The 25,021-nt window shown below is 42.0% G+C and carries 21 protein-coding genes; 8 read left to right on the top strand and 13 right to left on the bottom strand.

From position 1 onward, the window contains the following. Positions 1 to 160 precede the first annotated feature (160 nt). The gene (locus tag B5D77_RS14060; protein ID WP_008205969.1) at positions 161 to 592 is read right to left on the bottom strand and encodes a thioesterase family protein; all 432 of its coding nucleotides are present in this window, start codon (positions 590 to 592) and stop codon (positions 161 to 163) included. A gap of 324 nt (positions 593 to 916) precedes the next feature. On the opposite strand from B5D77_RS14060, the gene B5D77_RS14055 reads away from it, so the two are divergent. After that, a complete protein-coding gene (locus B5D77_RS14055; protein WP_002762579.1) occupies positions 917 to 1,300 on the top strand; it encodes a hypothetical protein in 384 nt (127 codons plus the stop codon). Between the two features lie 12 nt (positions 1,301 to 1,312). Here the strand turns inward: B5D77_RS14055 and B5D77_RS14050 are convergent, their stop codons facing one another. Beyond that, a complete protein-coding gene (locus B5D77_RS14050; protein ID WP_106909051.1) occupies positions 1,313 to 1,726 on the bottom strand; it encodes a type II toxin-antitoxin system VapC family toxin in 414 nt (137 codons plus the stop codon). After that, positions 1,723 to 1,935 carry a hypothetical protein gene (locus B5D77_RS14045; RefSeq protein ID WP_002762577.1) on the bottom strand — a complete coding sequence of 71 codons (213 nt, stop codon included), beginning with the start codon at positions 1,933 to 1,935 and terminating at the stop codon, positions 1,723 to 1,725. Before B5D77_RS14045 ends, B5D77_RS14050 begins: the two co-directional genes overlap by 4 nt. Positions 1,936 to 1,989: 54 nt before the next feature. On the opposite strand from B5D77_RS14045, the gene B5D77_RS14040 reads away from it, so the two are divergent. Then, positions 1,990 to 2,931, top strand: a complete 942-nt coding sequence (locus tag B5D77_RS14040; RefSeq protein WP_106909050.1) for a hypothetical protein — start codon at positions 1,990 to 1,992, stop codon at positions 2,929 to 2,931. Between the two features lie 23 nt (positions 2,932 to 2,954). Beyond that, positions 2,955 to 3,188, top strand: a complete 234-nt coding sequence (locus tag B5D77_RS14035) for a hypothetical protein (protein ID WP_106909049.1) — start codon at positions 2,955 to 2,957, stop codon at positions 3,186 to 3,188. Positions 3,189 to 3,322: 134 nt separating this feature from the next. On the opposite strand, the gene B5D77_RS14030 is transcribed toward B5D77_RS14035, so the two are convergent. The 3 genes from B5D77_RS14030 to B5D77_RS14020 all read right to left on the bottom strand — a co-directional run bounded on the left by B5D77_RS14030 (position 3,323) and on the right by B5D77_RS14020 (position 10,943). After that, positions 3,323 to 3,889, bottom strand: a complete 567-nt coding sequence (locus tag B5D77_RS14030; protein WP_002762574.1) for a hypothetical protein — start codon at positions 3,887 to 3,889, stop codon at positions 3,323 to 3,325. A gap of 49 nt (positions 3,890 to 3,938) precedes the next feature. Beyond that, positions 3,939 to 9,899 (bottom strand): type I polyketide synthase, encoded by a 5,961-nt coding sequence (locus B5D77_RS14025; RefSeq protein ID WP_106909048.1) that lies wholly within the window; start codon positions 9,897 to 9,899, stop codon positions 3,939 to 3,941. 84 nt (positions 9,900 to 9,983) lie between these two features. Beyond that, complete coding sequence (locus B5D77_RS14020; protein WP_106909047.1) at positions 9,984 to 10,943, bottom strand: enediyne biosynthesis protein UnbU; 960 nt, start codon at positions 10,941 to 10,943, stop codon at positions 9,984 to 9,986. Here B5D77_RS14020 and B5D77_RS14015 point away from each other — a divergent pair. Then, positions 10,942 to 11,586, top strand: a complete 645-nt coding sequence (locus B5D77_RS14015; protein WP_079209467.1) for a Uma2 family endonuclease — start codon at positions 10,942 to 10,944, stop codon at positions 11,584 to 11,586. The genes B5D77_RS14020 and B5D77_RS14015 overlap by 2 nt on opposite strands. Positions 11,587 to 11,802: 216 nt before the next feature. Here the strand turns inward: B5D77_RS14015 and B5D77_RS14010 are convergent, their stop codons facing one another. After that, entirely contained in the window at positions 11,803 to 12,621 is an 819-nt protein-coding gene (locus B5D77_RS14010; RefSeq protein WP_106909046.1) for a PEP-CTERM sorting domain-containing protein, read from the bottom strand. Between the two features lie 451 nt (positions 12,622 to 13,072). Here B5D77_RS14010 and B5D77_RS14005 point away from each other — a divergent pair, with 451 nt between their 5' ends. After that, positions 13,073 to 13,765, top strand: a complete 693-nt coding sequence (locus B5D77_RS14005) for a pirin family protein (RefSeq protein WP_008206003.1) — start codon at positions 13,073 to 13,075, stop codon at positions 13,763 to 13,765. Between the two features lie 60 nt (positions 13,766 to 13,825). Here B5D77_RS14005 and B5D77_RS14000 read toward each other — a convergent pair whose 3' ends face one another. Next, positions 13,826 to 14,068 carry a hypothetical protein gene (locus tag B5D77_RS14000; RefSeq protein ID WP_008206005.1) on the bottom strand — a complete coding sequence of 81 codons (243 nt, stop codon included), beginning with the start codon at positions 14,066 to 14,068 and terminating at the stop codon, positions 13,826 to 13,828. 257 nt (positions 14,069 to 14,325) lie between these two features. On the opposite strand from B5D77_RS14000, the gene B5D77_RS13995 reads away from it, so the two are divergent. Continuing rightward, entirely contained in the window at positions 14,326 to 14,802 is a 477-nt protein-coding gene (locus B5D77_RS13995; RefSeq protein WP_039900523.1) for a hypothetical protein, read from the top strand. Positions 14,803 to 14,865: 63 nt separating this feature from the next. On the opposite strand, the gene crtB is transcribed toward B5D77_RS13995, so the two are convergent. Further along, positions 14,866 to 15,798, bottom strand: a complete 933-nt coding sequence (gene crtB, locus B5D77_RS13990) for a 15-cis-phytoene synthase CrtB (RefSeq protein WP_106909045.1) — start codon at positions 15,796 to 15,798, stop codon at positions 14,866 to 14,868. 105 nt (positions 15,799 to 15,903) lie between these two features. Further along, entirely contained in the window at positions 15,904 to 17,334 is a 1,431-nt protein-coding gene (gene pds, locus B5D77_RS13985) for a 15-cis-phytoene desaturase (protein WP_008206009.1), read from the bottom strand. A 437-nt stretch (positions 17,335 to 17,771) separates the two neighbouring features. Here pds and B5D77_RS13980 point away from each other — a divergent pair, with 437 nt between their 5' ends. Both B5D77_RS13980 and B5D77_RS13975 read left to right on the top strand, forming a co-directional pair. Further along, complete coding sequence (locus tag B5D77_RS13980; protein ID WP_106909044.1) at positions 17,772 to 20,552, top strand: cation-translocating P-type ATPase; 2,781 nt, start codon at positions 17,772 to 17,774, stop codon at positions 20,550 to 20,552. Positions 20,553 to 20,556: 4 nt separating this feature from the next. Further along, positions 20,557 to 22,356: an SLC13 family permease gene (locus B5D77_RS13975; RefSeq protein ID WP_106909043.1), complete on the top strand. Its 1,800-nt coding sequence runs from the start codon at positions 20,557 to 20,559 to the stop codon at positions 22,354 to 22,356. A 54-nt stretch (positions 22,357 to 22,410) separates the two neighbouring features. On the opposite strand, the gene B5D77_RS13970 is transcribed toward B5D77_RS13975, so the two are convergent. The 3 genes from B5D77_RS13970 to B5D77_RS13960 all read right to left on the bottom strand — a co-directional run bounded on the left by B5D77_RS13970 (position 22,411) and on the right by B5D77_RS13960 (position 24,918). After that, complete coding sequence (locus B5D77_RS13970) at positions 22,411 to 22,947, bottom strand: tetratricopeptide repeat protein (RefSeq protein ID WP_106909042.1); 537 nt, start codon at positions 22,945 to 22,947, stop codon at positions 22,411 to 22,413. 259 nt (positions 22,948 to 23,206) lie between these two features. Then, positions 23,207 to 23,989, bottom strand: coding sequence for a transporter substrate-binding domain-containing protein (locus tag B5D77_RS13965; RefSeq protein ID WP_008206013.1), 783 nt, complete (start codon positions 23,987 to 23,989; stop codon positions 23,207 to 23,209). Further along, positions 23,986 to 24,918, bottom strand: coding sequence for a diguanylate cyclase (locus B5D77_RS13960; protein ID WP_106909041.1), 933 nt, complete (start codon positions 24,916 to 24,918; stop codon positions 23,986 to 23,988). The genes B5D77_RS13965 and B5D77_RS13960 overlap by 4 nt, the downstream gene beginning before the upstream one ends. Between the last annotated feature and the right edge of the window lie 103 nt (positions 24,919 to 25,021).

Raw genomic sequence — 25,021 nt, 5'->3', positions numbered from 1 at the left:
ATCTAGGCAAGCCGCCTCAACAGGAGTCGGCTCATACTGGGATAAATGAAAGCTACGGAAGTTTCGGGTTAAGCTCATTTAAACCACTAATTGTCTATAACCAGTCTAGGAGAGTCATTTTTTATCGGTTATTTTTATCTCACATTCCTAGAATTATCCTTTAGCTCGCGATGTGATATTTCTCTAAAGCTAATTTCAGTTGAGCGGGAATTGGAGTGGGTCTGGTTTCACCATCCTCTCGTCGCATACAGGCCGTCTGTTGTTCCCCTTTTGCCACTAATTCTTCCCCTTCATCAGTCACTCGCCAATATTCAAATAACATGGTAATTCGGTTTTGTTTAATCTCTCCTAAACGCATCCGAATAATAACATGATCAAAGGCAAATAATTCGGACAGATACTCACAGGATACTCGAACCGTTACTAAGGCTAGTCCTTGGCATAATTCTGTGATAATATCTGGGGCATTATCTTTGAGAAACATTTCTCGACAACGACCTTGCCATTGCACATAATTGGCATAATAAACATTACCGACTAAGTTAGTTTCTTGAAAACTGACAATGTGATGATATTCGTAGGCTTTCATCATGATTATTTAGCGATTTTTCGAGATTAACAACGGTTTTAAAAGAACGCTATTGACAATTGACCAATTTTGTCAGCTGCTTGTCCTCTACACATTTGCAATCATACCAGTCAATCAGAATAGTTATGCTCTCAACTGCGATGGCAAATTCTACTCAAATATGTCTGAACCGCGCTCTGGGTAGGCAAACCATATAAAGTTCATTTTGTCAAGGATTGTTAAGATGCGCTTACCCTGAGGGGCATAAAGTAGGAATTTTAAGATGATCATAGGTTATCCTGATAATGGTAAACTAAACACAAGTTTTTTATTTTCTGATTATACCTCATGAATCAACCGTTAACTCGTTTTTCTCAAGAATGGTGGTCTGCCTATCAAACGACATGGAACGAACAAGAAAACTTAGGTAAAAAGTTCACTAAATTGGGAAAAGTAATTCTTTGGTTTAGTGATCATCAGGGAGTTTCTGTTTGTTCAGAATGGGATGATCAGGGTCAGATTGTTAGTTTAGAACTGATTGAGGAAATGGATGAATCTTTACCGATTTTTTCAGCGACTAGAGAGAATTGGGAACGATTTGTTAATCAAGAAATTGGTGCAGTTAAAGCCGTTATGACAGGGTTAATTGATTATCGAGGATCGATGACGATTATTGTTAAATATGGTCGTCACTTTGATTGTTTAGCAGAAGTAGCTCAAAAAGTCAATTAATTATTTTACCTCCTAATTTCTCAGTAGTGCCTTAAATCCTTCTTGTTGAAAATGGCGATCACAAGTTAAAACATCGGAGATATTTTGTTGTCTCATAATCAACATCGAAGCACAATCTGTTAAGCTATAGCTTTTATCTCGTCTTTGGCGATAAAATAGCAATGCTTCGGTAAATAACTGAGAGGTTTGAGGGATAATTTCTACTGATGAGTCTTGGTGTAATTTATCCACAATATCTAGGGCAGCATCCCTTAAATACCCACCCCTTCCAGATAAGGCATTGAGTAGTTCAGTTAACACCATTTCGCTAGTAACAGATAGAAATATATCTAACTCGTCGGTAATAGCTACAGAAGATTGATGTAAACTATCACGAGTGTCAACCAGTGCTTGAAGATAAGCAGTATCTAAAAAAATCTTTCTCATTCGTCTTCGTAATCCTCGTCTCTGGGTGCGCCATACATATAATGTTCAAAATTGCGAGCAAAATCTTTAGGTAATTTGTTCCACTCTTCAATGGGAACTTTTTCACCAATTTCCACAATAGCTTTCCAAAAGGGTTTGTGGTTAGCGGTTTCTAAGGAAGAAGTATCACTATTTTCGCAGGGGATAGGAGTAGGGTTAGAATTGTCCATTGTTTTTAAAAGATTAGGATATTATTTATTATATAGCAATTAGGTGGGAAAGGCATGGCTGAGGTGACAGCTAATTACGACAAAACATGGAAAGAAGCGATTAGCACTTATTTGGCAGAGTTCTTAAACTTCTTTTATCCCAATATTTATCAAGAAATTGACTGGAATCAAACCCCTATTTCCCTTGATAAAGAATTAGAACAAATTACGGCAGCTGCGGAAACTGAGCAACGCTATGCTGATAAATTATTGAAAGTTTGGTTATTAGATAATCAGGAAATCTGGCTTTTAATTCATATTGAAGTCCAAAGTCAATATGATCTAAAATTCCCTCAACGAATGTTTATTTATAATTATCGAGCCTTTGATTTGTACCATAAACCTGTTATTAGTTTAGCTATTTTAGGGGATGAAAGTAGGTCTTGGCGACCTGATTTTTATCAATATGGGTTAGGGGGAAGTCAAGTGAGAGTCGATTTTTTAATGGTCAAATTATTGGATTATCAATGGGAAGACTTAGAACAAAGTGAGAATATTTGGGCTATAATAGTCATGGCACACCTAAAAACTAAGGCTACGACTAATAATCTCAGGGAGCGTGAACAATGGAAGTGGAACTTAGTCAGAGGTTTATATCAAAGGGGATTAACCAAGTTTGAGATTATCAATCTAGGGAAATTCATTGATAAAATGATGACCTTACCCCCGCAACTTCAACTTAACTTTAAAACAAAACTCAGTCAATACGAGGAGGAAAACAAAATGCCTTTTTTAAGCACCATAGAAGAAATGGCTCTCGAAGAAGGAGCTAAATTAACTAACCAAAAACATATCATTTTGGTTTTACAAAGTCGTTTTGGGGAGATTCCTAATTCCCTGATTGAAACGATTAACCAAATTGAGGATGTGTCTGTCTTAGAGGGTCTTTTTGTCCCCAGTATTACTATTAATTCATTGGAGGAATTTCAACATTTAGTTAATGACTCTTTATCTTAATTAATACGAGGAGGAGAGCAATCATGCCTTTTTTAAGCACCATAGAAGAAATGGCTCTCGAAGAAGGAGCTAAATTAACTAGCCAAAAGTATATTATTTTAGCTTTACAAAGTCGTTTTGGGGAGATTCCTAATTCCCTGATTGAAACGATTAACCAAATTGAGGATGTGTCTGTCTTAGAGAGTCTTTTTGTTCCCAGTATTACTATTAATTCATTGGAGGAATTTCAACATTTAGTTAATGACTCTTTATCTTAATTAATACGAGGAGGAGAGCAATCATGCCTTTTTTAAGGACTAGAGACAACTTTTCAGCACAATTAACTAGAAGAATAGGGTAAATACTCATTTACCCCCATTTTCTTAATACTTTCTTTGACTTGGACTCAAATTTAAACTAATCTCCCCTCATTCATAGGTGGAAAACGATGATAATACATGGCAATCATCATGGGAATTAGAACCATTAAGTTATAGAAAAGATGTAGTTCTAACCGAGGAAACCAAATTTGTCCAATACTAATAGGAACGCGAGAATCCCATAAGTTTTGACCAATAATTGCCTGTCCTAAGAGTAAAGCGTGTTCAAAATGATGATAGAATTGTAATCCTAATGCCAAATCCCACCAAAGACGAGCTTTTCCATGAAAAGAAGGACGAAAAATAGCTAACCCTAATAACATAAAAAGAGCGTGTCCATAGTGTAGCCATTCCGAGCGCATTAACCAAGGTTTCCAGAGTCCTAATAACCCTAAACATTCTGGTCTCGGCCATCCTAAACCCCACAATTGATAAGCTTGAATAATATGTTCTGAGATGTGGGCAATAGTCACTATCATAAAGATTTGCATCCCCAATTTATGCCAGCGTCCATTCATCGCATAAACGAAAGAACGGATGATATTTGAAATCAGTTGAATAGGGTTTCTTTGGTTGGGAATTTGTCGAACTGTAGTCATGATTTGGTTCTCCTGTGGTTTAAAAAAGGGTAAAACTGGATAATTTTTATCAGAAAACCTTTGCTGGTTCTGTCTGAAGTAAGTCCGATTTTTTCTGAACTGTTTGGACAAATATTGCCAAGATGAAAGCTGTCTTGATTTCTCGGAAAGAAACAGGTAAAGTGATGATTAAATCCTTTCCTGAAGATAACCACAAAATAGGGGATAAAGGGGTTAATTGTTGAGAGAAAGACGATAAAGTTAACGGGATATCGAGACTCAAACCCGCTTTCTTAATACTTTCTTTAGCAGACCAAATGCGAGTCGCTGCCATATTAAAATCCTCATGATTCTCTTGACTAATTACCTCCGCTAAATTAAAGGAATTTTCCCCCAATAAATCGCGCCACATCTGCACATCACGGGGGATAATCGGTTCCAGATCGCATCCTGACGCACCCTTAAGCACAAGGGTTAAATCTTCCGCATGAGACACCGAAACCGCCTCGTTATCGCTTAATTCGGGCTTGCCATCCCCCCGACGCTGAATTACACTAGGGGATGAGGTTAACATCCCTAAACTGCGATCGCTTCTGACTCGTCTTTCTACCGTTGCATCCTGATCGAGAATTAAAGTTAAATCGACATTAGGCATCACCTCCTTAATCTTTCGTTCTAAATAACAGGGTAAAAGGGCTGGAATCCAGGGATCTTGAGGATTTCTGTGTTTAATCACCTTTAATTCCAATCCTTGCCACACTTCTAAGAGATTGCCATCGTCATCCAATACCTCAAGATCATAGACAAAGGTATCTCCTTGATGCAGTCTTTCTTTGGCTGAAACAAACTGATTTTCGCCTAAATTGACAGAATATACCGTTAAGCGTTCTATGCCAGTGGGTAAAATAGTGGCATGGGGAACACAAGCTTGTAAAGCATGGATAACGGCATCTCTTGCCCCTGCATCGCCTAAAATCAGGGATTGAGGTAAATAACGACTAAACCAAGCAGTTTTTGGCTCAATCTTAATTTCTGCAATACATTCGGTTGCTTTGAGATGAGAATAACCCTTAATTCGTTGAAATCTTGCTTTATGGAACAATAAATGACCATATAAGTCCTTATCTGGATTAATTTGAGGGTTATTTTTTCCTTCTTTAAGGGGGACAGGGGGAATCAATGGGCGACAGTCTGGCGCCCCCACAGGAGAATGGCTGATGATGGCTTCAAAATGATCGATACTAAACCCTGTATTGGCACAGCGAATAACGGCCTTAACCTTTCCAGAATCGGTGATTAAGGTAGCAATTTGTATCTTTAAGGGTTGATCGGCAGAAACCACGATCGGACGGTTAAATTTAACCGATTCAAACCTTAATCCTCCAGTTTCCCCCTTGTTAAGGGGGACGGAAGGGGGATCTTGGTTTTCCCCCTTGTTAAGGGTTTGATCCTCCTTCCTTGCTAAGGTGGGGAGTAATGCAGTGGCCACCTGCGCGATCGCTTCTAACCCCAAGACACCGGGGAAAATGTATTCTCCTTGATAAACATGATCTTGTAAATAAGGATCATTGTCTAAGGATAATTCTGCTTCAGTAATCAGTTCAATTCCCGTGTAATGAACTTTCTTTGTCTCTAAAAAGCGTAAAAAAGATAATTCTTGCGGTTTTAAGCTTAAAGTCGGAGGTTCACCAAAACGCCCGGCGATGATGACAGAGGCAGTGGTTAGGGATTGATTTAAAAGTAAATGTAAGTATTTAATGCCAATATCGGGAGAAATAGGGGTAATACCTTCATTTCTTAGCTTTTCAACTGTTCCTAAACGTTCTCCCATGCCAATACCGGACCAAACCGACCATTCTAGGTTTAAACAGCGACAATTAGGGTATTTTCGACTAAATTCCGCTACAATATTCCCTAACCATTCATTGGCTAACCCATAGTCTGCTTCTCCTTTCAATCCAGTCTCGGCAATAATTGAACCGAAGGTGATTAAATAGTTGAGAGAATCGGGGTTAATTCCCGTTAAGATATGTTGCAAACCCTTGACTTTTGGGGCTAAAGTTGCTAAGAAATCTTCTGGTTCGAGATGTTGAATTAATTTCGGTGTATTAACCCCTGCACCGTGTAAAATTCCCGTAATTTCTCCTAAATTTGTCTTAATTTCGGCGATAGTTTGCTGAACTGACTCAGCATCACTGACATCACAAGAATAATAATGAACTTGGATGTTTGCAGACTTCATTCTTGCTAAATTTTCGGCTAATTCTCGGTTATCTTCAGGTTGAGAACGTCCTAAAATCGCTAAGGTGGCTTTATTTTCTTTAGCTAAGGATAAGGCACATTCTGAGGCAATACCTCTCCCTCCCCCCGTCACCAAAAGAAGCTCCTTGATTTTGCTTTTATTTGACCTTTTTAGGGCTTTTTTCTGCTTAGGGTTATCGGTATCTTTTTCTAACCCTAATACGTTTAATTGACGAACAAACCGTTTTCCGTTTTCATCATAATAAACTTCTGTATAGCTATCGGTTGCAGTGATTTCTGAGAGAATGATATTAACTGCATTGGGATGATGAAAAGGAATATCAATCACACAGGTAGGAATTTGACGATTTTCTAGATAAAAAGTTCTCGCAAAGGACGCATATCCTCCTCCTTGTTGAATCAAAATCAAGGGTTTTTTCTCTTTTATAGATAATTTTGCCACTTTTAAAAGCAAATCGATTTCTGATTCATCAGGATAGGGTTTTAAACAAATAATGATCCCTTTTTCCTGCTCATGCTTTAAGGTGGGTTGTAAAACAGATAAGTTAGGCAATAAAGGATGATCAGCATGGGCGATAATATGCCAATTTCCTGCTTTTTCTCGATTTATTTGCTTTTTATCTGATTTAATTAACGGTTTTTCGATTAATTCAACCGTAAACGCACGCACCCAATTATCAACACCCATAGGGATTGATTCTTGAGGAATTGGGGGATTATTTTTGCCTAATTCTTCTAAAGCTGCCGCTAGATCCTGAATAGTTGCATTGGCATAATCTGTCGGTGAATGGGGAGGAGATAAGTCTAACTGACGCGCTGCTTCGATCACTAATTGACTGACACTGATAGAATTAAGGTGCAGATCCGCCAACAAGCGATGATGATTTTCAATGGTTTCTAGGGGTAATTCTGTTTTTTGTGCCAGCAATTGACGAATAACTTCAATTTTTGAGGTTTCAGGTTTGAGGTTTGAGGTTTCAGGTTTGAGTTTTTGGCTATGATTAGGTAATAAAAGATCAATATTCTCTACTTTTGCCTGTTGACTTTTGCCTTTTGCCTTAATCTCACATGGATTGGCAATAAAATGGGGTTGATAGTCTAAATTAAAGGGACGACTAAATCTATCTTCAAATAACCCTTGATAGTTAACCTTGACACCATTAACAAACATCACTGCAACCGTTTTCAATAACCCTTGTAAAGACTCACTGCTGCTATCGAGAGAAATTACGGGAATATCCGTTATATCTGCCACTAAACGGCTTAATATCGAACCGGAACCCACTTCAATGAATAAATCAACCTCTTTCTCTGCTGACTTGACTGCATCGATGAAGCGCACCGGTGAGGTGATTTGTTCTAACAAAAGCGAGCGCCAGTCGGTATTTAATGGCAATTTTTCGCCCGTTACGGTAGAAATAACCGTTTTTTCCAGGGAATTTAAGGGATAAGTTTGTAAATAATCTTCTAAGGGTTGCACAGCCCGGGCCACTAGGGGAGAATGGAAAGCGTGGGAGACAGGCAAATAAACGGTTTTAATACCTTTATTTTGGGCTTTTTCAACAACATCCTTAATCCCTAATGCCTCTCCTGAGATTATTGTCTGATAGGGTGAATTTAATCCCGCAATCTCAACGATACGTCCATTTAATAAACTTTTAACCGTTTCTGCATCGGCGTTAATGCTGGCCATTCTACCTGTTGGGTGGCCCAGTTGTGCCATTGCTTGACCGCGAATTTTAGCTAGATTAATTAATTGAGTCTTATCATAGGCATTTGCCCAAAATAAAGCGCATAATTCCCCTAAACTGTGTCCTATGGCTAAATCTGCTTTAATATTTAAGTTTTCTAAGAGTTGTAACCCCCCTAGGCAAGCCGTAATGATCGCCGGTTGAGCAATATTCGTGACCGTGTTATCCTTACCCTTGGCTAACTGAGCCTTGTTATATAATTGTTTAATCACAGGAAAACGTCTTTCCCAGAGTCCCCCATGAAGATAAACCGGTGCGGATTGCCCCGGAAAGAGAAAACCTATTTTATTGATCTGTTTTTCGTTATTGGTAAAGATATTATCTAAATTTTGACCGGGGGGGATCAACGAGTGCAAGCCTTGCGCTCCTACAAGGTGATTGGTTAAGCTATCGGGGGAAGATGCAATAATGGCCAGACGATAGGGTAAATGAGGATTTACCTTTTTCGCTAATTCAACGGCAAGATCCGTCATTTCTGACTGGGATATGCGAGGAACAATATTTAATAACCGATTAACCTGTGCTTGTAAGTCTTCTTGACTATTTGCACTCAATAGGAATAACTCCGCATCTTGGGGAGAATGGATTAATTTTTGTTCCTGTGGCGTTAAAGTGTGACGACGAATCTGACTTAATCCCTCGATGATAATATGACTGTTAATGCCCCCAAAACCCATGGCACTCACTGCTGCCCGTAAAGGTAAGGAATTTGGCCAGATTTGCCCCTCTTTTAATACCTGTAACCTTGCCTTGTCTTCGGTTAACCGAGCCTGAGGGCGATCGCATCCCGTCACCGGTGGTAAAATTTGACGATGAACCGCCATAGTCGCCTTAATTAACCCTGCTATCCCTGCCGCCGCCTTAGTATGGCCAATATTCGCTTTAATTGAACCAATAACGGCTTTATTTACCGTATCTGGATGAATACGAGATAAGACTTCTAATTCGGTTCCATCACCCACCGCCGTTCCCGTACCATGGCCTTCAAAATAAGCTATAGTATCTCCCGTAAATTCAGCCCGTTTATAGGCGCGATTTAAAGCCAATAACTGTCCTTCCACTTCTGGGCGAGTAATTCCCCCTTTGCCATCGGAAGAAATCCCCCAACCCTGAATAACAGCATAAATCCGTTTATTTTGGGCTAGGGCATCCTCATGACGCATTAACACCAGAAAACCGCATCCTTCCCCCGGAATAAACCCATTAGACCCTTGATCATACACTTTCATCTCCCCAGAGGCTAAGGCCCCCGTTTTGGCAAAACCCACCAACTCAAAAGGGTCCATACTAATATCCACACCCCCGACTAAAGCGATATCTAAATCTTCAGCTACTAAAGCCGAACAACCATTCGCTACTGCCAGTAAAGAGGAACTACAAGCCCCATCGACGATATATCCGCCCCCTTTTAAGTCAAAATAATTACAAATTCTCCCCGCTATCGTATTCGCAAGATTTCCCGCTAAAGACTCCTCTCCAATCGGTTCAAAGGGTTCTTTAAAGCGATTTTCTAATTCATTTAAGAAAATTTGCCGTTCTTTGTCCGATAATCCTTGTTTTAATAATTGTTCTTCTACCCTATGACGCACATAGGGCCAACGCAATCTTAGGGTATTAGCCCGCGATAACTCGCCTGTGAGGGTATTTCCCAGTAAAACCCCGGTTGTTTCTTTATTTAACCCCTTTCCGCCGGGAAATCCCGCATCATTCAACGCCTGAGACGCAATATCTAACGCTAACCAGTGGGCTAAATCAGCCGAACGAAAGGTACTCCCCACCACTTTATAAGCAATGCGATCGAATTCATAGCCCTCAATAACGGCAGCTTGAGTCGAATAAATGACATCGGGGGCGCTTTTATCGGGAGAATAGTAGTCACTTAACGATAATCGCTCTGAGGGAAAGCGACGAAATGCCCGACGCTGAGACAGGACATTTTCCCATAATTCCTGTGGAGAATCGGCATCAGGATAAAGACAAGCCATGCCAACAATAGCAATTTGAGGAGAAGCTTTCATAGTCAATGACCAGGAGAATGTTACTGTAGGGAGTGCCAGAAACTTGCACCCACGAGTTTTTTGCTAGTACAAGCATCTTGGTGGTTAAGGAGTTGATAAAATGCCGGAAGCCTGTACTAGGGGTAATTTTGCTTTCAGGGGTTCAACCGCTAATATCAACCCTCTGAAACAACACACCAGCGTCAATCCGAAAAACATCCCAAAAACAACATGAAAGGACATCAAAATGCCATAAGCAACGGCTACAGATGCCCCGAAAATTATCTGCTCACGGGGGTTAATCGGTGTTGTTCCCGGATCCGTTACCATATAGAAAGTAAAGAGGACAAAAGCCACCCCTGTCATGGGTAATAGGGCGGGGATTAACGCTGTGTGAAAGATAGCACTTCTAAGGATTGCTTGTAAGATAAAAGCCCCTAACCATCCCGCAATTAAAGGCAATTTACGAGTAAAACGGGCATTTAAAAACGTTCCCGTACAAACAATTAAGACGGGTAAAATCCAATCTGCCCAACCGCTTAAATTCTCGGTAAACTGATAGGGGGGCGCGATGCCAATCCAGGGAAATAAGAGTAAGGTAACGCTAATACCAAAATTAGAAGGATTGAGAAAATGACGGGTTTTATCTGCCACTTTTAACCGAAAAATTGCTTTAGATCCGATAGCCACCGCTACTGCAAACATAATCGGAAATAAACGCTCATTAGCATAGAGTAACATAGCGATCGCTAATGAGGTAATATGGGCAGAAAGCAGAAAATCGACAAACTGACCGATACTTCCTAAATATCTAGGTTTAAAGCCATTTACCCTAGCATCAACGCTTTCTAATAATAATTCTACGCTGTAACCTGTTGCTAAAGCCACCAGAGGTTGCGCCCAAGATTGTTCAAATCCGAGGACAGTATGACCTAAAATATTGAGAAAGGTAATCGCTATGGCAAAGCGTCGTAATCCTGCTAAACGGTTGGGTTGATAGGAAACAGTAGAACGCTCTACTGAAGAGCTAAAATAGGGAAGATTAAATAATTGAGTGGTTGTCATGGTTATTGTTGAAGATGAGTTAAAGGAAATTATCTTTCCCAAAAGTGATTTACTGAGTGATGAACCCCCTATGGAAACAGAGTTACATCTGCGTCAATTGATGCTTTTGATCCAATCACTAGAGTTATTATGGAAAGACCGCCAAGATTTCTATGCTTTTGGTAATCTGACTATTTATTACAGCCCTAATCAACGTAAATCAGAATATTTTAGGGGTCCTGATTTTTTTGTGGTTTTGGGAGTAGCAAGAAAACCGCGTAAAAGTTGGGTAGTCTGGGAAGAAGAGGGGAAATATCCCCATGTCATCATCGAGATTTTGTCTGATTCAACGGCAGAAACTGATCGAGGTCTCAAGAAAGAAATTTATCAGGAAACTTTCCGGACTCCTAACTATTTTTGGTTTGATCCCAATAGTTTAGAATTTAAGGGTTTTCAGTTGATGGTAGGAAAATACGAAGAAATTGCAGCGAATGAACAGGGCTGGTTATGGAGTCAACAGTTAGAATTATTTTTAGGGATTCATGACAGCCAATTACGCTTTTTTACCCCTGAAGGTAAACTTGTTCCCACCCCTGAAGAAGTGGCAGAAAAGATGGCTCGGAAGTTACAAGATTTAGGGATAGATTGGCGAGATTTGACTTAAGTTTGACCTGAAATCTCGCTCAAGCCAGCTGAACTGCAACTTATGAAGTAATCTGCCCAAATGCTACAGTTAGGCGTTTTTACCGCAACAATAAACAAAAATCGAGCTATATTTGCCAATTCTCGACATGATTTGCTATACTCCAAGAAGTAACTACATTCTTCCTCAGCCCCCAATGGGGGGCTTTTTCTTGGTAAAAAAGAAGCGATCAAAGGCTTATTTTGGCTCTTTTTTGCCTTTAAATCCGACTATTGAGCTTAAACCTACCGCAATTAAGCCTAATACAGTTGAAGGTTCAGGTACCTTTGCTTGTCTCACTGTATGGTTAGCAGCATAGTCTCTGTGATTGTGTTCAACATCACCTATCAAGAAAAAGTCCATCTGATCAGCACCCAGATTTGTATGAAGATTCGCTGTTTGATCACCGACCGGTCCTTTGACAATTACAGCACCAGGAGGAGGTGTTGATCCCCAACTTCCACTAGCCGTTAATTGATCTGGGGTAAGCAAAGAACAGTCAGCTTCAAACCCAGGCAATGCAGCAATTTCAGCCACACATATAGCATTTTGCATCCCACTACCTACTGGAGCAGCTAGAACTTGCCAATCTAAGTTTAAAACAGAGCTAAATGTATGATCCTGATTGATTGTCATTATCCCAGTTGACCTGCTTCCGGGGGCAATCTTAACAAACAGATCAACTAACTGACCATTAATAGCTACCGGGTCAATGCTTATTAAAGAGAGATTGGTCATCTCAATAGGAATATTACAAGTACCCGCATTAAAAACACAGTCAGCTTGCCGTTCAACAGTAGTATCAGTGTTACCAGGGCCAAAGGGTAGTCCTTTTAATTGGACTGTTCCCAATCCATCAATAGTCACAAAGTTAGAGCCTGCAGGTGAACTAAGATAATCTGTTCCTGCCACTACTGTTGCAGCTTTCGCCGCTTCTGGCATCCCTAATAAAGCAACCCCCAAACCTACAGCACCAATGAGACCCGTAGTGACGGGTTTTAACCGAGTATTAATCATTTGACTGAAACTCCTTCGAGTAACTACATTCTTTCCTGCAATTTTACAGTAATAATTTTTCTTGTCAAGTCATCAATCAGGATAATTTATTAAGTTTTATTACACTATTTACCTGGGTAAGCGCAGCTCAAACGCTGTCGATAATTGGCTAATTTTGTCAGCCGCTTGCTGTCTAGGCATTTCAAATGATAGCAGTCAATCAGAATAGTTACAAACTTGACCTATTTGGTCGATTGTTGCTTAACAATTGAGAGGGCAAATTCTACCCAAATATACCCAAATCGCCCTCTAGGTTGATTTTGTCAAAAATTGTTAAGATGCGCTTACCTTGACTATCTACACTTTCTATCCCTACTCTGACAGAAAAGGGATAACAAAACCCATCAGCTATCCTTAGTTGATCTAGCAAAAAGCCTTGAGAATATAATAGAGATAAAAAAGAGGAAAACTGATGATTACTATACGCAAAGCGGAGGAAAGAGGCCACGCTAACTATGGTTGGTTGGATACCTATCATACTTTTTCTTTTGCCCAATATTATGATCCCCAACAGATTAATTTTAGGAGTCTCAGAGTTATTAACGAGGATAAAGTCCTTGGAGGAAAAGGATTTCACACCCACGGACACCAGGATATGGAGATTTTAACCTATGTTTTGGCGGGAGAACTAGAACACCAAGACAGTCTCGGCACGGGTTCCCTGATTCGACACGGTGAAATTCAACGGATGAGCGCAGGAACAGGGATAAAGCACAGTGAATTTAATCATTCTGCCACTAATCCCCTCCATCTTCTGCAAATTTGGATTATTCCTGATCAAAAAAATCTAGAACCCAGTTATCAACAAAAAGCGATCGAATTTTCTCCCCATACCTTACAGTTAATCGCCTCTCCCACCGGTGCCGGCAACGCGGTTAAAGTCCATCAAGACGTTAATCTCTACGCGGGAATTTTGCCCCCAGGCCAGTCCCTCACCCATTCCTTAGCTCCCAGTCGTTATGGCTGGTTACAGGTGGCTAGAGGGCAAATAACCGTGAATGGCGTGCATTTACGAGCGGGGGATGGAGCGGCAATTAGCGACGAAACCTCTTTGGCTATTCAATCCCTAGAAGACTCGGAAATTTTGCTTTTTGACCTAGGGTAGTGGGGTTGAGTGTTAGGAACCCTAGGGGCTAAGTTTTGCCGCCAATTCCCCGGCCGACTTTCAGCCATCAATACTGTCCACCACGCTGAGAAAATCGTTGTGGATTAGCTCGGCGATAAAATTCTCCGGATCGGTGATAGGAACGGTAACGCCTTGGCTGGCCACCATCTTCTTGGCCATCCGAGTCATGAAGTCCTGTCTTGTTTCCGTCATTGTACCCTGACATTGTTGTAATTTTTCCACCAATTCCAGTGGGGAATCGGCCACCAGTTTATCCCCCTCGCGGGTGACATAAATTGTCATCTTTCCTACCTCCTAAATGATCGGGAACGAGAATTCGGCACTACTAAACTACTTCTTTTCTCGCTATCATTATTGCCAGTTAGTTAGTCCCAGCCTCGTCCGTCTTTCCCTATTTCCATTATTTTTTCGGGCTTGTCGCCGGGTAATTATTATTATCGCCAAAATAAAAGGATAAATTTGTCAATCTTTGTAACGAAAAATCAAGAAAAACTGTTCTCACCGTATCGCCCTGAACCTTTGCGGAGAAATTTGTTACAATAAATACAAAGGGACTCCCTGCGCTGGCTTCCATACCTAGTAAAAAATTGGCCAGGTGGAGAGCGGAAGCCAATAGTTCCGATCGGGACGGCATTTGTCAGAGTTTCCCGCTTCCTTTAGTTTTAGGGGGAAAAGCCATGAAATCTGGAATATTATTATCGCCCGATCGACCGCTGCCAGAATTTCTCCGGTCAGCTATCCAAGACCGCTTTCCGGGGAAAGTGATCGACGATCTCAGCATCCGCTACTATGAAAGCGTCGAGGATGTGGGGTGGGAGTATTTTAACGATCGGGTATTGCCAGCCTGTAGTGATGAGCCTGTTGTCCGCTATCTTGGCCCATTTATATCCTACGTCCGTCTAGGAGAGGCCTTGGTTTTGGATCGGCAAGATGGTCTTGTGGTTTACGACACCGATCGAGATGTTCCCTGCACGGAAACTGGACCTTTCTGGTTGGTGACTCCTAAATCACGCTGAAAAAGCCCAACCTAGGTAAGATTTGACGGGTGGAGTCGGTAAGCGACAAAACCCGTCGCGTTTTTATAACGCTTGCGATCGCAACCAAGCCACGGGTAGATAGAGTATTTTCTTGGGTAAAGGCACGAAGGCACGACGGGCGAAGACATCATAATTATTTGCTTCAATTACGTCTAAAATGCCTTGATAAAGCAGTAAAGCCGCCCAAACCGGCCAACGGGAATCGGGATTAAGGGCGCGGATCCCCCTTTCGGCGGAATCGTAGTAATAACGGGCCCGCTCAATTTGGAAGCGCATTAACGCCTTCCAACGGTCATCATTAACCCCTTTGAGTAAATCGTCTTCGCTGTAGTGAAAACGCTCTAAATCCTCTAAAGGTAGATAAATCCGGCCACGATGGACATCTTCCCCCACATCCCGCAAAATATTGGTTAATTGATTGGCAATACCGAGATCGATCGCTTCTTCTTGGGGAATATAGACGCTTTGATGGCGTCGCCAAGGAGCCGAGCGATCGCCATCTTCCAATCCTAACACCGCGCTGGACATTAACCCCACCGTCCCTGCCACCCGATAGCAGTACAGTTTTAGTTCATCAAAGGTTTGATAACGACTGCGATAGAGATCCATCTGTTGCCCGGCGATCATATCCCGAAAGGGTTGGATATCCATGGGGAACTTTTCTAGAGTATCCACGAGAGCAACATCGGCATCCTCAAGGGCAACCCCAGAAAAGACGGTTTCTAGCTGTTTTTCCCATAAATCAAGGGTTTCAGGGGTAGTTAACCGGGCTTGGGGTCCATCGACCAGTTCATCGGTACGACGACACCAGACATAAATTGCCCAGATCGCTTGACGTTTTGCTTTCGGCATCAGGAGAGTACCGAGATAAAACGTTTTGGAATACTTCTCTGTAATCCGGCGACAGAGTTCGTAGGACTCCGCAAGGGAGACGAGGGGTTTGGTGGGGTGGGTCGGTTTTGGCAATTGGAGCATTCTGCTGGGGCGGAATGATTGACTTAGATTAACGGCGAACTGTGGCTAATGATATAGCATTGTCTCACTCAAGGCCATTTTCGTCATTAGTCCCTAGCCAGAGAATTAACGAGCGCTGGACACTGGTGTGGATTGGGTTTTATTCGGGTTTAGCGGTGCTGCGGGGTGATCTTTGCTGATCACTGCTGCCGCTAATTTTCCTGATAAAACCGCTCCTTCCATGCTTCCTAAATATTTTTGCATGGTATAGTCACCGGCGAGATAAAAATTCTCGATCGGAGTTTTCTGGGAAGGTCGATAAGCTTGTCGGCCAGGGGTGGCTTTATAAACTGATCGAGGAGTTTTCACCAGATGATATTTTAACAATTGACTGGGATTATCGCCAGTAAAATGTTGGGGAAAGAGTTTTTCTAATTCTTTCATCGTCGCGGCGATAATTTCTTGATCGGATTTAGTAATCCAATCCTGAGCGGGAGCGAGAACTAATTCTAACATCGAGCGATCGGGGTTAGCGTATTCTTTACAGGTGTTGCTCATGTCAGCATAAACACTGAGTAAAGGCGAACGGGAGAATAATAAATGATCGATGTCGGTTAGTTTGCGATCAAACCAGAGGTGTAAATTGATGACGGGAACTCCTTCTAATCCTTCTAATTTTTGAAAGAATTTATCTTCTTGCCATCGCTTAGGCATCAAAACTTTTAAAGGATCTACAGGCATCGCCGAAACGTAAAGATCGGCGGCAAAAAGATAATCTTCCCCACCGTCTAAACCGCGCATTAAGAAGGCTTTAACTGTGCCATCTTCATTTAACAGAATTTCTTTTAAAGGGGCATTCAAGCGCACTTCGCCACCTCTAGCGGTGATGTAATCGACTAAAGGTTGGCAGAGTCTTTCCGGGGGTGAACCGTCGAGAAAAGCCATTTTTGAGCCGTTTTTCTCCTGTAAAAAGCGGTTGAGGGCTGTTAGTAGAATCGTGGCGGAAATCTCGTTAGGATCGATAAAGTTTAGGGCTTTCGACATAGCGATAAACACTTCTTTTTCTACCCTAGGGGGGATGTTTTGTTTCTCTAACCATTCCGACCAAGAATATTTATCCATCTCCTCAACGTAACTTTGGCCTTTAACAATGGCAGGGATTAAACCGAGTCCAAATTTAATTTTTTCCTCCCAAGTTAACATATCGTTATTGCGGAGAATGGCAACAATACCGTTAATTGGGGCGGGAATATCAGGGAAGTCAAACCGCGAATAGGTCCCCGGTTTTTCCGGCTGATTGAAGATCATCGAGTGTTCTTTCCACTGTAGGCGATCTTCTATGCCCAATTCTTTGAATAATTGCAGCATATTGGGATAAGCACCAAAGAAGATATGTAAACCGGTTTCGTACCAGTCCCCATCGGCATCTTTCCAAGCGGCAATTTTTCCCCCTAATACATCGCGACGTTCCAGTACGATGGGCGTATGTCCCGCATCGACCAGGTATTTCGCACAAGATAATCCGGCTAGTCCCGCACCAGCGATCGCAACTCGCATCGTTTCCTATCTACTCTCTAATGTCTTGTCTTTATCACATTCGCTATTATACTTCACATTTCGTTACATTTTTTTTCAGATTGTCGAGAAGGCAGGGGGCAGGAGGCAAAAGGTAGGAGACAGGAGATTATTTTTATTTATTCTCCCCATTTCCCCACACCCGTTCGGACCTCGGCCTGAGTTCAGCGTTCGACAAAAGCTCACGGGCGAAGCCCACACCCCACTTCATAATTCATAATTCATAATTCATAATTCATAATTACCCCTCCCCACTTCCTTGATAACTGCTGACTGCTTACTGGTCACTGATAACTGATAACTGGTCACTGATAACTGATAACTGGTCACTGATAACTGATAACTGATATTGTGATATGTAATTAGCTTAATTCGCTTACCTTTTTAGTTCACGCGTACACCCTCTTCAATCGATCGCTATGACTTTTCCCACTACGTCACCTCAAGTCTCGGAAATAGAGAATAATCGTGCTTGGCATAATTTAACTGGGGAACAAACCCTCGAAATCCTGAGAACCAATGGGGAAACCGGCTTAATCGAGGCGGAAATTGTTAAAAGAAAGGATATTTTCGGTTTAAATGAACTAAAAGAAACGGGGGGACGTAGCCCGTTAATGATTCTCTGGGAACAGTTTACTAACATTATGTTAGTGATGCTGATTGCCGTGGCGGTGGTTTCGGCGGTTTTGGATCTGAAAAAAGGGGAATTTCCCAAAGATGCGATCGCTATTTTTACGATTGTTATTTTAAACGGTATTTTAGGATATTTACAGGAAAGTCGGGCAGAAAAGGCATTAGCAGCCCTTAAGCAGTTATCCTCGCCGAAAGTCCGGGTTATTCGTAATGGTAGCACCTTTGAAGTGGCGGCCAAGGAACTTGTACCCGGGGATATCATGTTACTGGAAGCGGGGGTACAAATTGCCGCCGATGGCAGATTATTAGAGGCACAAAACCTGCAAATCCGCGAGGCTGCCTTAACGGGTGAAGCGGAATCGGTGAATAAACAAGCACAGAAGGTTTTAGCGGAAGATGCCTCTTTAGGCGATCGCATTAACCTCGTCTATCAGGGTACAGAGGTAGTACAGGGGCGTGGGAAAGTGGCGATTACCAAGACGGGAATGGATACGGAAATCGGTAAAATCGCCGCCATGTTACAAGGAGTAGAAAGTGAACCAACTCCCCTACAGCAGCGAATGTCGCAGTTAGGTAACGTTTTAGTGAGTGGTTCCCTAGCTTTAGTGGCTGTAGTTGTGCTTGGGGGCGTAATTCGCTTCGGTTGGCAGTTTTTTGAGTCATTACTAGAAACCTCCCTCAGTATGGCTGTGGCCGTTGTTCCCGAAGGTTTACCGGCAGTGGTAACGGTGACTTTGGCAATTGGAACCCAAAGAATGGTGAGAAGACAAGCTTTAATTCGTAAATTGCCGGCAGTGGAAACTTTAGGCTCGGTAACGACGATTTGCTCCGATAAAACTGGAACTTTAACTCAAAATAAAATGGTGGTGCAGAAAGTCAATACTTGCGGGCAGACAATTACTGTCACGGGGGAAGGTTACGCGCCCATCGGTGAGTTTAGTGGTGCGAGTGAAAGTGATCCCGAACTACAGGCAATTTTAACGGCTTGTGTGCTGTGTAATGATGCACTTTTGCAAAATAAAGCGCAAGAATGGTCAATTTTAGGCGATCCTACCGAAGGAGCTTTACTGACGTTAGCGGGTAAAGGAGGACTATATCGGGAAGCATTGCAGCCCAAAAGCCCTCGTTTAGGCGAATTTCCCTTTTCTTCCGAACGAAAGAGAATGTCAGTAATCTGTGAGAATGCTCAGTTAGGTTTGGGGGATTCTGCCTATTTAATGTTTACCAAAGGCTCACCGGAATTAATTCTCGAACGCTGTTCTCTGATCCAAGTTGGGGCGGAAAGTCAACCCTTAACAGCTGAACAAAGAAGCCGTATTTTGGCACAAAATGACGAAATGGCGGGTAATGGCCTACGAGTCTTAGGTTTTTCCTATAAACCGATGACAGAAGTTCCAGAAGCGGAAAGAGAAGATAGTGAGGAACAATCCCTGGTTTGGTTGGGATTGGTGGGAATGCTCGATGCACCCCGCAAAGAAGTTAAAGAAGCGGTTGCCCTCTGTCGTCAAGCGGGAATTCGTCCGATTATGATTACTGGAGATCACCAATTAACGGCTAAGGCGATCGCCAGTGAATTGGGCATTGCTGCTGCCGGGGAGCGAGTAATCACGGGGAAAGAATTAGAAAAAATGTCTCAGAATGACCTAGAGGGAGAGGTAGATGGTGTGAGCGTCTATGCTCGCGTTTCTCCTGAACATAAGCTGAGAATCGTACAAGCCCTGCAAAAACAGGGTAAATTCGTCGCCATGACGGGGGACGGAGTCAATGATGCTCCGGCACTAAAACAAGCGGATATCGGCATCGCCATGGGCATTACCGGAACCGATGTCAGCAAAGAAGCCAGCGATATGATTTTGCTGGATGATAATTTTGCCACCATCGTCGCCGCCACCGAAGAGGGGCGCGTGGTTTACAGTAACATTCGGCGCTTTATCAAATACATTCTCGGCAGTAATATTGGCGAGGTTTTAACGATTGCTGCGGCTCCTCTGCTCGGTTTAGGCGGTGTACCCCTTTCTCCCTTGCAAATCCTCTGGATGAACCTTGTCACCGACGGTTTACCGGCTCTGGCTCTGGCAATGGAACCCGCCGAACCTAATGTGATGAAACGTCCACCTTTTAGCCCCCGGGAAAGCATTTTCGCTCGCGGTTTGGGTTGGTATATGATTCGCATCGGTGTGGTGTTTGCGGTTCTGACCATTATTATGATGGCTTGGGCTTACCAATATACTCAGGCAACCCCCGAAATCGGAGATCCCGGACGCTGGAAAACCATGGTATTTACTACCCTCTGTTTAGCACAAATGGGTCATGCTTTAGCGGTGCGTTCCCATACCCAGTTAGCTGTGCAAATGAATCCCTTCTCTAATCCTTATATTATTGCCGCCGTGGGCTTGACAACGATCCTACAATTGTTGTTAATTTATGCTCCTCCTCTACAAAGCTTCTTCGGCACTCAATGGATTAGTGGCACGGAATTATTAATCTGTTTTGGATTTAGTGCCTTAATGTTTGTTTGGATCGAGTTGGAGAAGTTATTTATTCGCTGGTTCATGACGAAAAAATAAATCAATGCCAACACCAATTATTCTGACTTTAACGGTTTTAGTCGTTGCTTTAGTCGCTTTCGTGGCGGAATGGCTACCGGTAGATTTAACCGCTTTATGCGTGGCGATTGTCCTGATTCTTTTGGGTTTAGTTACTCCCGAAGAAGGTATCGCCGGATTTAGTAATTCTGCCACGGTGACAGTGATGGCGATGTTTGTGCTTAGTGCCGGAATTACCCGCACGGGAGTGATTCAAGTAATTCGCGATCGCTTGCTGGTTTGGGGGGGCAAAAGTCCCCACCAACAGGTATTTGTCCTAGGGGCATTAGTGGGGCCGATTAGTGCTTTTATTAATAACACGGCAGTGGTGGCGATCTTTTTACCTATCGTTGAAGATTGGTGTAAAAAACAAAAAATTTCCCCTTCTAAGTTATTAATTCCCCTTTCCTACGCCACGGTTTTAGCGGGGATGATTACCGTGGTGGGAACTTCGACTAACATTCTCGCTAGTGGTATTTCTGCCAAGCTGGGTTATGGGGAATTTAGTTTATTTCAGTTCACTGCTTTAGGATTAGTAACTTTTTTAGCAGGTTTGATTTATCTAACAATTTTTGCCCCGAAATTATTACCAGATCGCAAATCTTCCACGGGGGAATTTTTAGACGATGATTACGGTTCTAAAGTATATCTGAGTGAGGTAATTATTAGCCCTCGTTCTAATCTTATCGGTCAAACTTTATCCGAAAGTGGACTACAAAGAAAGTTTGATTTTGATGTGTTGGAATTAATCAGAAATAAGGTACATTTACCCCAACCTTTAGCCGATAAAGTTCTCAATGCTGGCGATATTTTAATCGTTCACAGTAGTCGGGAAGAACTATTAAAAATCAAAGATGAACGGGGCTTAGAAATCTTTGCCGATGTCAAATTTCACCAAGGAGATATTGAATCGGTAATTACTACAGGTGAGGAAAAATTAGCCGAGGTTTTGATTCTCTCTAATTCTCGTTTAATTGGGACAACTTTAAAAGATTTGAAATTCCGTCAGCGTTATAACGCCACGGTTTTGGCGATTCGGCGTGGTTCGGAATTACTACAAGGAAGATTAGGTAAAATTCCTTTAAAGTTTGGCGATTTGCTCTTAGTTCAGGGACCAAAACAGAGTTTTATTGGTTTACAAACCACGCGAGAATTATTAGTCTTAGAAGAAAAAGATATCGAATCCCTGCGAAAGGATAAGGGGATTATTGCAATAATAATTACTTTGTTAGTGATTATTATTGCCGCTTTTGATATTCAACCAATTCTCGTCACCAGTTTAGTTGGGGTGGTTTTAATGGTAATTACTGGCTGTCTAAAACCCGGGGAAGTCTATGGTTCCATTCGTTGGGATATTATCTTTTTATTAGCGGGTTTGATTCCCCTGGGTACTGCCATGGATAACTCGGGAACGACTAAATGGTTGGCAGATAATTTAGTGGCTATCGGCGGTCATCTTTCCGGGTTTTGGATCTTAGTTTTCTTCTATCTAATTACCTCAGTTTTAACTGAAATTCTCTCTAATAACGCCGCCGTGGTGTTAATGATTCCCGTCGCCGTGGAAGTGGCGAAAACTTTGGGTTTAAATCCTTTGGCTTTTATGTATGCTGTCACCTTTGCTGCTTCTAATAGTTATCTAACACCGATTGGCTATCAAACTAACACTATGGTTTATGCACCGGGGGGCTATAAATTCCTCGATTTTACCCGTTTGGGTGCGCCCCTAAATTTAATTTTGACGATTTTAACCCCTAGTTTAATTGTCTTGTTTTATGGCTTGAAGTAAAGAAAGAGATCGAAGAATCTTCGATCTCTAAAAAGAATTTGATAGTAGTCAAAACTATTTCGATTCAGCGAAGCGTTTACGCAGGGATTCGGTGCGCTTTTTCGCCACGGTATTATTAGGCTCAAATTTGAGAGTTTCTTCGTAGGTTTCGAGAGCTTTCTTAGCCATTTGTTTCTTTTCGTAAACATTGCCAAGATTATTGAGGGCGATCGAGTATTGAGGATAAAGTTTAATGGCTTCTTTGTAGTTACGAATCGCTAATTCTAATTGTTCTTGGGCAAAATAGGAAAAACCGATCGCATTGTAGATTAGGGCTTGATTTTCTGGTTCGATGCTTTCTTCCTCGGAGATTTTTAAAGCCTTTTGTAGTAAACTCAAGGCTTGAACATAGAGTTTTTTATCGAGATACAGACTTCCTAATTCATAGTATTCTTTAGCTGTACCTTTTTCTTTTTGCAATTTCTTTTGTAGCTTGTTAAAGGTTCCTTCCACTCGACGGGTTTTAACGATTTGCACGATGACAAAAATTCCTAAACCAATCACGAAAATTAGCAATCCAGAAACGTAAATAAGCGGCAGGGTATCTTCCATAATTAGCGATCGATCAATTAATATTTTTATACTTATTCCATCAGATTATAGCAGGATTTAGTCAGTGATCAGTAATCAGTGATCAGATGTGAGTTTTCAGTTCACTGTTCACTGTTCACAGCAAAAAACTCCCTTCTCCCCACCCCCCCACTCCCCACTCCCCACTTCATAATTCATAATTCATAATTCCCACTCCCTGCTCCCCACTCCCCACTTCATAATTCATAATTCATAATTCATAATTCCCACTCCCATCACCCTATCTCCCCATTTCCCGAATTCTCCGGGGTAAGCCCCAATAGTTCACCCGTTCTAATAACCAGCCGGTGGATTCTAGTCGCTCGATCGCTTGGTTGACGCGTTCTCGGAGACTTTGGTACTGTAAACCTTTAGGGAGAACCACTCCTAGAGCGATCGCCCCCAACTGGATCGGTAATTGACGATAATTGGGGAATTGCTGCACCCAACCAGTTAAAAGGCTATTATCAGCCGCAAAAGCGTCTATTTCCCCCGTTTCCAGTAAATTTAAAGCTTCTTGATAGGAAGCAACCCCGCGCAGGATAGCGTTAGGTAAATTGGAACGCACAAGGGCGATTGTTGTCGAGCCGTTGAGTACCGCAATTCTAGAGTTAGCTAGGTCTTCTAAACGCTGAAATTGCGGGTTTTTCGTCACAAAACCGCTGCTATCGAGGTAATAAAAGGGGCTAAAATCCACGAGACGCTGACGTGCGGCAGTAATCGCCACACGAGCGATCGCCAAATCCACCCGATCATCAATAACCACCTGTAAACGTTCTTGATTACTAACGGGCTTAAGAATAATAGCACTGTCAGAACCGAGAATTTCTTTAGCTAGACGTTTAGCGATGTCGATTTCCAATCCTTGCAGATTACCCTGAGCATCAAGGAAAGCGAGGGGAGGGAGATTATTTTTGACAGCAACAATTAATTTTCCCCGACGTATAATCGTATCGAGATCGGCGCTCAAACTTGGGGCTACACCCAAGAGCAAAAAACCAAGAATAAATAACAAATTTTTCATACTGTTTTAGCGACAATAACCCGATTTCTACCTTGATTTTTAGCGGCGAACATGGCACGATCTGCCCGCTCGATCACCGCTGCTACATTATTATCTTCAGGGCTAAATGTGGCCACACCAATACTAGCAGTAACTCGTACTTTTTGTCGATCAATTTCAATATTTAGCTGGTTAATTACTTGACAAATGCGCCGGGCTGTGGTAGCAGCATCTTCAAGATTAGTTTCTGGGAGAATAGCGACAAATTCCTCGCCCCCAATGCGTCCAAAACTATCCACTTGACGCAGACAGTTTTTAATTGCCCCAGCGACAGTAATTAAAGTTTTGTCCCCTAGGAGATGACCAAAGGTATCGTTAATATGTTTAAAATGGTCGATATCGATGAGTAAAAGCGAAAAATAACGATGATAACGACCACATCTTTGCCATTCTTTCTCGCCCAAGGCGAGGATCTCTCGACGATTATTTACCCCAGTTAGGCTATCAGTTCTAACTAGCTTTTCTAGTTGAGAATTGATATTTTTCAGATCTTCTTGCGTTTTTCTCAGTTCTAAATGAATTTTAACTCTGGCTAACAGTTCCCAACTATGAAAGGGTTTATTTACATAGTCCACAGCCCCAAAATCAAAAGCATTGAGAATATCTTTTTTTTCGTTACTAGCTGTCATAAAGATAATCGGTATATGAGCGTACAAAGTGTCACTTTTTAGCCTTTGACAAACTTCTATACCCCCCATCTCTGGCATCATTAAGTCAAGAAGAATTAGGTCAGGATTAGCAGTTTTTACTCGTTCTATTGCCTGTTTAACAGTACTAGCACAAATGGTGGCATAACCAGCAGAATCAAGAATATCCAGCGCTAATTGCCGATTTTTACTGACATCATCAACAACTACAACTAGATAGTCTTCAGCAGCAAATTTAATCATCATCGATAAGTAGTAAGTAGGGAGGCACAATTATTTTTAGGATGGGTTAGCGGTAGGGTAAACTATGCAGGCGTTGGGTTTCATGCTTCAACCCAACCCACGT

This window comes from Microcystis sp. MC19 (assembly GCF_003019735.1).
Classification (GTDB): Bacteria; Cyanobacteriota; Cyanobacteriia; order Cyanobacteriales; family Microcystaceae; genus Microcystis.
Note: the sequence above shows the minus strand (reverse complement) of the source record. Positions and strands in the feature narration are given on the sequence as shown.

Coding starts and splice junctions, on each gene's coding strand:
- B5D77_RS13960 (WP_106909041.1), bottom strand. CDS start 24,918: ATGATTAAATTTGCTGCTGAAGACTATCTAGTTGTAGTTGTTGATGAT.
- B5D77_RS13965 (WP_008206013.1), bottom strand. CDS start 23,989: ATGAAAAATTTGTTATTTATTCTTGGTTTTTTGCTCTTGGGTGTAGCC.
- B5D77_RS14040 (WP_106909050.1), top strand. CDS start 1,990: ATGGCTGAGGTGACAGCTAATTACGACAAAACATGGAAAGAAGCGATT.
- B5D77_RS14030 (WP_002762574.1), bottom strand. CDS start 3,889: ATGACTACAGTTCGACAAATTCCCAACCAAAGAAACCCTATTCAACTG.
- B5D77_RS14010 (WP_106909046.1), bottom strand. CDS start 12,621: ATGATTAATACTCGGTTAAAACCCGTCACTACGGGTCTCATTGGTGCT.
- B5D77_RS14050 (WP_106909051.1), bottom strand. CDS start 1,726: ATGAGAAAGATTTTTTTAGATACTGCTTATCTTCAAGCACTGGTTGAC.
- B5D77_RS14015 (WP_079209467.1), top strand. CDS start 10,942: ATGGTTATTGTTGAAGATGAGTTAAAGGAAATTATCTTTCCCAAAAGT.
- pds (WP_008206009.1), bottom strand. CDS start 17,334: ATGCGAGTTGCGATCGCTGGTGCGGGACTAGCCGGATTATCTTGTGCG.
- B5D77_RS14000 (WP_008206005.1), bottom strand. CDS start 14,068: ATGACAATTTATGTCACCCGCGAGGGGGATAAACTGGTGGCCGATTCC.
- B5D77_RS13975 (WP_106909043.1), top strand. CDS start 20,557: ATGCCAACACCAATTATTCTGACTTTAACGGTTTTAGTCGTTGCTTTA.
- B5D77_RS14020 (WP_106909047.1), bottom strand. CDS start 10,943: ATGACAACCACTCAATTATTTAATCTTCCCTATTTTAGCTCTTCAGTA.
- crtB (WP_106909045.1), bottom strand. CDS start 15,798: ATGCTCCAATTGCCAAAACCGACCCACCCCACCAAACCCCTCGTCTCC.
- B5D77_RS13980 (WP_106909044.1), top strand. CDS start 17,772: ATGACTTTTCCCACTACGTCACCTCAAGTCTCGGAAATAGAGAATAAT.
- B5D77_RS14025 (WP_106909048.1), bottom strand. CDS start 9,899: ATGAAAGCTTCTCCTCAAATTGCTATTGTTGGCATGGCTTGTCTTTAT.
- B5D77_RS14055 (WP_002762579.1), top strand. CDS start 917: ATGAATCAACCGTTAACTCGTTTTTCTCAAGAATGGTGGTCTGCCTAT.
- B5D77_RS13970 (WP_106909042.1), bottom strand. CDS start 22,947: ATGGAAGATACCCTGCCGCTTATTTACGTTTCTGGATTGCTAATTTTC.
- B5D77_RS14045 (WP_002762577.1), bottom strand. CDS start 1,935: ATGGACAATTCTAACCCTACTCCTATCCCCTGCGAAAATAGTGATACT.
- B5D77_RS14005 (WP_008206003.1), top strand. CDS start 13,073: ATGATTACTATACGCAAAGCGGAGGAAAGAGGCCACGCTAACTATGGT.
- B5D77_RS14035 (WP_106909049.1), top strand. CDS start 2,955: ATGCCTTTTTTAAGCACCATAGAAGAAATGGCTCTCGAAGAAGGAGCT.
- B5D77_RS14060 (WP_008205969.1), bottom strand. CDS start 592: ATGATGAAAGCCTACGAATATCATCACATTGTCAGTTTTCAAGAAACT.